Source organism: Candidatus Nomurabacteria bacterium (genome assembly GCA_020632075.1).
Taxonomy (GTDB): domain Bacteria; phylum Patescibacteriota; class Minisyncoccia; order Phycocordibacterales; family UBA918; genus OLB19.
Map to the genome: position 1 here is coordinate 162,094 of JACKGH010000001.1, position 9,272 is coordinate 171,365.

Here is a 9,272-nt window from a genome sequence, read left to right on the forward strand (position 1 = left end):
AGAAACACAAACTCTAGGTCTTATATTGACATAATGTTTTATTTGGTACATAATTATCAACTAGTTGTAGACCTGAATCACAATATCAACCAGGAGATGCTCATGAGCAAAAAGGTATTTAATGTTGTTTGGGTGTCGACGATGCTCTTCATCGTCCTCGCGTTCTATTCAATGGAGGATGTGTCATGGTGGTGGAGTCTTTGGCCGTTCTCCGGCCTCGCCAGCTGGATGGTCCATATGTATCAGATTTTCCGCTGGAGGGAGACTGATCCACTGGAATTCAATCGTGTGAGTCGTGATTGGGATGGTCCAGACGACACCGGCGGTGACCTACCGATTATGCTGGGGTTTGGTCCGATCGTGTTAGTGTTCGAAATCGCATTTTTGGCACACAACTGGAACGACCTTAAGATAAGGAGAAGTTCCCAGCAGTCTTCCGGTAGGGCGCACAGTACGAAGCGTTGTCCTGAATGCGGCAGCATCATGTCGTACGACGATGGTGTCTCCAGTTGTCATTCCTGCGACGTGCATGTCAATTCGAGGTGTGAGCAGCTCGATGATGCAGTAAGGTCAATTGACATGGAAGCGCTTAAGAAAATGATGGATGAGAAGGGTTTGAGCAGTATCACCATTCCCATCCGTTAACATCAAAGTTCCCTCATCGCCCGGTTCTGACACCGGGCGATTTTTTATGATTCAATTTGAGTTTTACTACTCAAAGATTGCTATACTATCCAGAATGAAACATGCCTGGATCGGTCTCCTTGATTGCAACAACTTCTTTGCGTCGTGCGAGCGGCTGTTTCGGCCGGATCTGGTAGGGAAGCCGGTTTTGGTACTTTCAAGTAATGACGGTTGTGTGGTGGCGCGCTCCCAAGAGGTAAAGGACATTGGTGTCCCCATGGGTGTCCCTTACTTTCAGATAAAGGACATAGTGAAAAAACATAGTATTACAACGTTTTCTTCGCATTTCGCACTCTATCGCGATATTTCGCGGCGAGTGATGACGGTCTTACGTGAACAGCTCGATACTGTCGAACAGTACTCGGTAGATGAGGCATTTTTTACTGTCACTGAGCACCCTGAAGAGGTAGCAAAGCGACTGAAACAGGAAGTGGAACGAGTGGTAGGGATCCCGGTTTCGGTTGGTATCGCACGCACCAAAACCCTCGCAAAATACGCCAATGTTCTTGCCAAAAAAGGCGTAGGAATTAGGGTACTTGATACGCCTGAATTGCTCACAACTGCCTCACAGATCCCCCTAGTAGCCATCTGGGGAGTAGGAGGCAAAATGGAGCTTCGTTACAAGCAACACGGCCTTGCAACGGTGGCGGATTTGCTGGCGGCAGACACTGCTCGGATCAGTCGATTGTTTGGTATTTCTGGCCTGCGTTTGCAGCGTGAACTCAGTGGCGAGCCGTCGTATTTTGTAGCGCCACGACTCGAACCGCAGCAGAGCATTATGAGCTCGCGTTCGTTTAAAAATACCGTTTCTGACTCATCTACGCTCATGGATGCAGTGGCGTATCACGTACGTCATGTGGCGGCTGATCTCCGCAAAATGGAGCAGGGTGCAACGCAGCTTGCAGTCTCCATTCGGCCGAGTAGACACGGGGATTTTATGCTGCGTGGCGGTACGGTTTTGACTACGTTTGATACACCGACCAGTGACTCGTTTGAGCTTATGCGGGCTGCTGCACGGTTGACGGAGAAGCTGTATGAGGCGGGTGTGCCATACAAGAAAGCTGGAGTGACGGTGAGTGGCTTGCGTTCACTTGAGGTGCAGCAGGAATCGCTATTTGAACCAGCATCTACACCCAAGGCTACGGCGGCGGTTTCTGAGCTTATCGATACACTCAATGATCATACAGGCAGGGAAGTAGTGTTGCTTGGTAGTCGACTTAAAAGCCAGAAGTGGCAGTCGCGCCATGATGTGCGCTCGCCGGCATATACGACGCGTTGGTCTGATGTTGCTTCTGTGTCCGCATAAAACATAATCGACATTTGTACTTAACTTTCTATAAGCGTCATGTCTCATCGAACTCAATTTTTCATTGAAAATGCACGATTTTACACTAATGCAAAGGTCAGTCAAAAATAGTTATCAACAGATACTTTCGGACAAAGTAAAAAAGACCTAGTAGAATGTTGGAAGATCGATTGAAGTGACGAAGTGTCCATAACAGGCTGAGCCTTTTCAAAACATTGGATACCGAGTCATCTCCACAGAAAACTTCAATCGAGAACTTCCTCGTTTGTACAACGCAGAAGTAAAAGTTATTCACAAAACTATATAAATAATAAACATGTTCGCAAAAGCAACTAATGTTGGCTTTGCGCAACGGGTGGTCGCGACACTTGTTGCTAGTGCAATGTTACTCTGGTCAATCGGAGTGTATAGCACTGCGCAAGCAGCCAACCTAACAGTTATTAGTGATACCCTCTCAGACTCAGATTTGTCAGCTGTATCAAATCACACCATTACCTTCTCCACTCCTTCGGGAGTAGCTGCTGATGGTTCAACAATCACCATCGACTTTACTGATGGTCCGTTTGATACAACGGGTCTCTCATTTGATGATGTTGATGTAAGTGTTGTTGGTACTGGTGACCTTACACTTGCAGCAGTTTGTGGAGGTGGTGGTGATGATATTGGCGCTGCCTTCGCTGGTAATGTGCTTACTCTAACAGTTTGTACTGGTGAAGGTGGTGCAATCGCTGCATTCGGCACAACTACTATTGAGATCGGAACAAACGCAACGTTCCAAACAACTGGTAACAATCAGATCGTAAATCCAGGTGTAGCTGGCTCATACGAGTTTGTCGTTACTGCGGGGACAGCTCCAGATACAGGTCGCATGAGGGTAGCTATCATTGACAACGTACTCGTTACGGCTATCGTCGATACGTCCTTTGACTTCACTATTTATGGTACTGCAACTGGTACCGCAGTTAACGGAACAACCACTAGCGGTTCATCCACTCCAACCACGATTCCATTCGGAACTATTGGTAACGGTGATGTAAAGACCATTGCACAACGCCTAACAGTAGCTACTAACGCTCGTAACGGATTCGTAGTAACGGTGCACACAGACGGTGACCTTCAGTCTTCAACTGGTGCTATCATAGACACCTTTGCCAACGGGGCAGACTTATCAACTACCTCGAACTCCTGGGTGTCGCCAGCCAACATCGTAACCGATGAAACTACGTGGGGTCACTGGGGTATGACCTATGACGATGATGCTACAGTAGACCTTGGAGCAAATGAATACGTAGCAGCTTCAACAACGCCGCGAGAAGTCTTCAGTCACGATGGTCCAGCAGATGAATGGACAACAAATATTGGTTCAACAACTGTTGGATACCAGATCGAGATCACGGCACTTCAAGAAGCGGCAGATGACTATAGTACTATCTTGACGTACATAGCAACTCCGACCTTCTAAGTTCTAACGATGCAAACAAAAAACTTCCTTTACTGGAAGTTTTTTGTTGTATACAACCCGGGTCTCACACTGCTGTAAGGTGGTATGATGGTAAGGTTAATCTTTAATTGAACACTTATTATTATATGCTATCGCATCGCTCTGTTGTGGCTCTGTCTGCTCGATTTCTCATTATATTTTCTGCTTTTCTTGCGCTCAGTTTTTTCTTCTCACTTCCAGTTCATGCACAAGAAGGACTTGGTATCAAGCCTGCCGTTATCGAAGAATCTCTTGATCCTGGTGCGGTGCAGCAGTATGTGATCGAGGTAGAGAACTTGAATCCTAGAGATCAAGAATACTTTGTGTTCACTAGAAACATCTCTGGTGTTGGACCTGGTGGTGTTCCGATCTTTGCACAAGATAATTTGGAGAAGACAGGATATGAGTTAGCTGACTGGATAGAGCTTCCATACACACAGGTTACCATCCCTGCAGGTCAGAAGGTTTCTCTTTCCATCACTATGAACGTGCCTGAAAATGCTTCACCTGGTAGTCACTTTGGTGGTGTATTCTTCTCAGTAGAACCTCCTGAGGTGGATATGGTGGGCGCAGCGATTGGTTACCAAGTTGCCAATATCATCAGTATTCGTATTTCTGGTGATGTGATCGAGAAGGCAAATATCCGACAGTTTTCAACAGATAAATTTATCTATGGTGCACCAAAGGTCAATTTTAACGTGCGTATCGAGAACGAAGGTAATGTGCTCGTTCGTCCGGTTGGTCCGCTTGAGATCCACAACATGCTTGGTAACAAGGTTGGTACGATCATTTTCAATGAAGCACAAGCTGGAGTCTTTCCAAAGTCAACCAAGGAGTTTGACGAAATCGTCTGGGATGGTGGTACGACTGGTTTTGGTCGCTATGAAGCGATTTTGAGTCCGGTATACGGTGAAACAGGAGCTATCAATACAATGTCGAGTACGGTAACCTTCTGGGTTCTGCCGATGAACATCATTGGTCCGGCACTGATCGTGTTGGCGGTGGTTCTTTTGGTCACATTCGTTTTTGTGCGGTTGTATATCAAGCGTTCACTTGCACACATGACTCAAGGTCGTCGCATTATTAGACAGCGTCGTCGTGGTGGTCCGTCATCCCTCATGCTGTTCACTGTTGTGATGCTTACCGTGACCGCACTATTCCTCATCGTATTGCTAGCGCTCTTTGCGTAAGCTGCGGTACACTATCTGTATGGATATACAGCACAGCACATATCACAAATTTTTACGCGTAGCACTTGTCGTGTGTGCGGTGGTGTTGGTGTTTGAGAGTGGGCTGTTGAGTGAATCAACCGCACGAGTTGCTGAGGGTACACATGCATATCTCGCAAACGCAGTTGGAATGTCTGCCTCTGTACAGCCAACAGAACTCAATACCCTTACAGCTGAATTGACTGCTAAACAGCGTGAACTTGATGCTCGCGAAGCAGCACTTCGTGAGCGAGAAATTGCAGTCGATCTTAACTCTGGTGCTGTTAGCTCGAATACGTCTTCATATGTACTCTCCAGCATCCTGTTCGTACTGTTGGTGCTTATCATACTCAACTACGCATTAGACTATTTACGGTCTCGTGAGGAGCGTGAGGTGCAACCTGTGTAATGCTGCAAAAACCCTTAGTTCGGCAGGGTACAATGTACTAGAAAGTACGACATGAAAGCTGCTTTGAGACAGTGGATTCAGTTATTTGTGGTGCTCATCGTGTGTGTGATGGGGTACTTGTCTGTGCCACAATCTGCCGAAGCCCTCAACAACATCATTGAGTACAGCGACACCCTCTCCGACTCAGGTCCTAACGAGCAGTCAAATCATACGTTTAAGTTTGTGCTCAATGCTGATGCAGGTCCTGGTACTGTGTTTGAATTTACACCACCAGCTGGGTTTGCCATTCTGTCTACCACTACGTTTGCTGAGCGTAATGTTGAACTGTGGGTCAACGGCGCGGTTCGCACCTCAGCTGCAGTTGCCTCTCCGGGGGTAGATCAAGTTGATATCACGACAGGATCTCCTGGTCTTATCCAGTATACTCTCGCGCCTGACTACAGCATTACCTCGGGAAGTAGATTAGAGTTTAGGGTTGGAAGTCAGGCATCAACAGCTATCCAGCCCTATGCTGTGTATAGTACAAGCACCGGGTCTACGACGGTGCCTGGTGATGCTGAACCGATCGTGAATGCAGGAACGACCGGTCTTCAGAAGGTCGCACTTGAAGTTATTGATGGCACAACGATCGCGAACATCGATTTTCTCATTTTCCTGGTGGAAAAAGTGTCAGTTCCGGGTGTTGATACCACTGAGGAAATTCCACCGTATCGATTCAATGGTTCTCCGACTAGCTCAGTTGGTGGTACGACACTCAGTGTAGAGATCTCTCTCGAAACCGATGAGTTCGCGATCTGTAAGTTTGATACGGTCGCTGGCACATCTTTTGCAGCTATGCCTCATACTTTTTCAAACACCGGTCTCATCTTCCATTCGCAAGTAGTAGCTGTGACGCCAGACTCGGTACAGCAGTTCTATGTGCGCTGTATTGACGACGAGGATAACTTCAATATTGATGACTACTTGATCATCTTTACGGTCAACGAGATCCCAACCGGTAGTGCAAACACTGAAGGTAGCACGAGTGGAGACGGTTCAGGTTCTGGTGATGAGGGTACAGGTACTGGTAGTGGAGGCGGAGGTGAGTCTGGTGATTCAAACGGAGAACAACCACTTGAAGGTGGTTCGTCAGGCTCTGGTGGTTCAGGCGGTGGCGGTGGCGGTGGTTCAGGCGGCAATAGTGGCGGCACTTCCGGTGGCGGCTTTGAGGATGATGCACCGTATCAGAGCGGAGACGGTCGCGTTATCATTTCTGGATACGCATATCCAAATAGTACGGTTGGTATTTTGGTTGATGGTAATTTCTTCGACACCACGCGTGCCAATTCTTCTGGTGAGTACTCGATCACGCTCGATGAGATCGCGCGTGGTGTGTACACGTTCGGTGTGTACGCAAGTGGTCCAGACGATACAAGGTCTTCAACTTTCAGCACCTCGTTTACAGTTACAGGAGCACGAACGTCCGAGCTTACAAACGTAAACGTCGCTCCATCAATTTTAGTTGAACCAGATCCAGTCGATCCTGGTGAGACACTGACAGTGTCAGGATACGCGCTGCCAAATGCAACAGTTTCGGTGCAAAACGGTAAGTTACGCTCGACGATCATTAAAGATTTTACACTTACGTCAAACGCTTCTGGTTTTTGGAGCACGACGATAGATACGTCTAGTTTTTCAGAAGGGACTTACCAGATCAGGGCAAAATCTGAGCAGACCGGGGGAGCAAAGACAAACTGGTCTGAGTACACATATTATGGTGTTGGTGGGGAAGCGGATGTGCCGATCAATGCCGACCTGAACCGTGACGGAAAGGTTAACCTAGTCGACTTCTCGATCCTTCTTTTCTGGTGGGCTTCTAATGGCGGGGATTCAGATCCGCCAGCAGATATCAATCGCGATGGTACAGTGAGCCTTACTGACTTTTCAATCATGCTCTTTAACTGGACAGGTTAGTTCATAGTGTGGGTAATTATGATTTTATTTACGAGCGAGACAGTATAATGTTGTTGTATGTCCTTTCTGCAAAGACTCAAGGGTAGGGGCGTCCGCGATGGTGAGGGGCTTTTGTCTGACGCTGAAGAAACAGCGGTTGATAAAGTTGCTCAGCTACATGTAGACGTATTTCAAACAGAGCGTCTCATTGTGGTGTATGCGCAGTCAGCAGGCGCAGACATGAATGATGTACATGTGTCTATCGAGGGCGATGCTGACATTGTGTTGATCGAAGGTAAGCGTGTGCGACCAGAGTACATCGTCTTCCCAAAGAAAAAAGTTAAAGGATCATTTGTGGCCGAAGAGTGTGTCTGGGGTGATTTTTACCGTCGTATCATTTTGCCTGAGAGTGTGAACATCGATAAGGCGGAAGCAAAGATTAAAAACGGTGTGCTTATCTTGGTACTCCCACTGCTTAAGCCAAGTGAGAAAGAGAAGGTCGAACTTCGAGTTACTACTGGACGTAAGCCACTAAAGAGAGATACCAAATAATTGTAATTGTTCATTTGTTCTATGTTGTACCTTGTGAGACGAATTGTTCCTTACCTAATACTCCTCGTCAGTGCGTGGGTATTTTGTGCGTTTGGAGCACTGACTGCTTTTGCAGCAGATCTCTCACTTTCTCCAAGTACAGGTTCGTATTCTGTCGGTCAGACATTCACTGCGACCATTCGTGCCTTGCCAAGTGGCGATAACATTAACGCAGTTGAGGCGACTTTAAAATTTGACCCTGCTGTTCTCTCGGTTGTCAGCTTGAGTAAGAATGGTTCTGCATTTTCACTTTGGACGACAGAGCCAAAGTTCTCTAACTCTGCCGGAACCATTGAATTTGGCGGCGGAAGTCCAACTCCATTTACTACGAACTCTGATCTGGTAGTTGTTACCTTTAGAACTGTTGCTGAAGGTTCTGGTTCTGTCACATTTTCAAATGCATCAGTGCTCGCTGCAGATGGTCGCGGTACAGATGTTTACAAAAATGGAGCTAGTGCAAACTACACCATCACCGGTGCAGCAACTCCAACCCCTACACCGACACCAGACACAACTCCAACCCCTACCCCAACTCCAGATGAGGAAGATGATGACCAGGCGATTATCTTCGGGGATCCGCCTAGACAGCCAGAAATTGGTTCACAAGTTTTCTTAGACCCGGATGTCTGGTACAGCGAAACTGAAGGTTTGTTTACCTGGACTCTACCATTTGATGTTAACGTAGTTGCAATCGAGATCACTGACGATCCAGAAAACCGTCCAGAGGAAAATGAGGATGCGGTTATCGATCCACCAGTTGAGGAATTCTTGATTACAAAAGATATCATTACTGATGGTGTCCAGTATGTAAGCGTCAACTTCAAGAACCAAGTTGGTTGGGGAGCAGTGACAAACCGTAAGCTCATGATCGACACAACTGCACCTGAGCCATTTGCGATCAATGTGCAGGCTGGTACTTCTAAAGACTCATTCCCGATTCTTCGGTTTGAGGCAAATGACCGCACGTCAGGCGTCGAGTACTATGACATGACCATCGCTGATAAGGAGCCGATCCGCATCACGCCTGATGAAGCTCGCCTTGGCTATTTGCTCAAAGAACTTGAGGATGGTACCTACACTGTGAAAGTTGTAGCGTCTGACATGGCCGGTAACACCCGTGAAAGTAGTGTGGCTGTACTGATCACTGCTGGTTGGGTAAAACCAGTTGAGGTGGTAGACGAAGGATCATTCTGGGATTTTCTCACACCGATCAATCTCTTCATCTTCTTCTTGCTTGTTATCATCATTCTGCAGATCATCTACTTCTGGTACGAGCACAAGAAACTTAAGGAGCGAGAGGAAAAACTGCGTCGCGAAACGAGAGAGATCCAGGATCAGATGGAGAAGATCTTCTCAGCACTTCGCGATGAGATTTACGATCAAATAAACACCATCACAAAACGAAAGCGTTTGTCAGCAAAGGAGAAGGAAGCAGTTGAAGCACTTACACAAGCACTTGAAGTCTCCGAGACCTTGATTGAAAAGGAAATCAATGATGTAAAGACAATTCTCAAGTAACGTTTACGAAAAATCCACAACTTTGATGCATATACCGCGCACTTCTACCAAAGTGCGCGGTATAATTATAATTAGCCCTTTCTCTACCAAGTGGGGAATGGGGCTGTAGTTGATGTGAGTGTAAGTAGATTGCACAACTCAATA

Annotated in this window: 8 protein-coding genes; all 8 read left to right on the forward strand. The window is 46.9% G+C overall.

Annotated elements, in window-relative coordinates:
- Positions 1-102: 102 nt before the first annotated feature.
- The 8 genes from H6786_00900 to H6786_00935 all read left to right on the forward strand — a co-directional run bounded on the left by H6786_00900 (position 103) and on the right by H6786_00935 (position 9,128).
- Complete coding sequence (locus H6786_00900) at positions 103-645, forward strand: hypothetical protein (GenBank protein MCB9815928.1); 543 nt, start codon at positions 103-105, stop codon at positions 643-645.
- Between the two features lie 94 nt (positions 646-739).
- Complete coding sequence (locus H6786_00905; protein ID MCB9815929.1) at positions 740-1,990, forward strand: Y-family DNA polymerase; 1,251 nt, start codon at positions 740-742, stop codon at positions 1,988-1,990.
- 316 nt (positions 1,991-2,306) lie between these two features.
- Complete coding sequence (locus tag H6786_00910; GenBank protein ID MCB9815930.1) at positions 2,307-3,452, forward strand: hypothetical protein; 1,146 nt, start codon at positions 2,307-2,309, stop codon at positions 3,450-3,452.
- Positions 3,453-3,577: 125 nt separating this feature from the next.
- Positions 3,578-4,660: a hypothetical protein gene (locus H6786_00915; GenBank protein MCB9815931.1), complete on the forward strand. Its 1,083-nt coding sequence runs from the start codon at positions 3,578-3,580 to the stop codon at positions 4,658-4,660.
- 19 nt (positions 4,661-4,679) lie between these two features.
- Positions 4,680-5,087: a hypothetical protein gene (locus tag H6786_00920; protein ID MCB9815932.1), complete on the forward strand. Its 408-nt coding sequence runs from the start codon at positions 4,680-4,682 to the stop codon at positions 5,085-5,087.
- Positions 5,088-5,138: 51 nt separating this feature from the next.
- Entirely contained in the window at positions 5,139-7,040 is a 1,902-nt protein-coding gene (locus tag H6786_00925; protein ID MCB9815933.1) for a hypothetical protein, read from the forward strand.
- Between the two features lie 57 nt (positions 7,041-7,097).
- Positions 7,098-7,571, forward strand: coding sequence for an Hsp20/alpha crystallin family protein (locus tag H6786_00930; protein ID MCB9815934.1), 474 nt, complete (start codon positions 7,098-7,100; stop codon positions 7,569-7,571).
- Between the two features lie 33 nt (positions 7,572-7,604).
- Complete coding sequence (locus tag H6786_00935; protein MCB9815935.1) at positions 7,605-9,128, forward strand: hypothetical protein; 1,524 nt, start codon at positions 7,605-7,607, stop codon at positions 9,126-9,128.
- Positions 9,129-9,272: the final 144 nt, after the last annotated feature.

Excerpts from the sequence above, each read along its gene's own strand:
- H6786_00905 (MCB9815929.1), top strand. The coding sequence starts at position 740 with ATGAAACATGCCTGGATCGGTCTCCTTGATTGCAACAACTTCTTTGCG.
- H6786_00920 (MCB9815932.1), top strand. The coding sequence starts at position 4,680 with ATGGATATACAGCACAGCACATATCACAAATTTTTACGCGTAGCACTT.
- H6786_00930 (MCB9815934.1), top strand. The coding sequence starts at position 7,098 with ATGTCCTTTCTGCAAAGACTCAAGGGTAGGGGCGTCCGCGATGGTGAG.
- H6786_00900 (MCB9815928.1), top strand. The coding sequence starts at position 103 with ATGAGCAAAAAGGTATTTAATGTTGTTTGGGTGTCGACGATGCTCTTC.
- H6786_00910 (MCB9815930.1), top strand. The coding sequence starts at position 2,307 with ATGTTCGCAAAAGCAACTAATGTTGGCTTTGCGCAACGGGTGGTCGCG.
- H6786_00915 (MCB9815931.1), top strand. The coding sequence starts at position 3,578 with ATGCTATCGCATCGCTCTGTTGTGGCTCTGTCTGCTCGATTTCTCATT.
- H6786_00925 (MCB9815933.1), top strand. The coding sequence starts at position 5,139 with ATGAAAGCTGCTTTGAGACAGTGGATTCAGTTATTTGTGGTGCTCATC.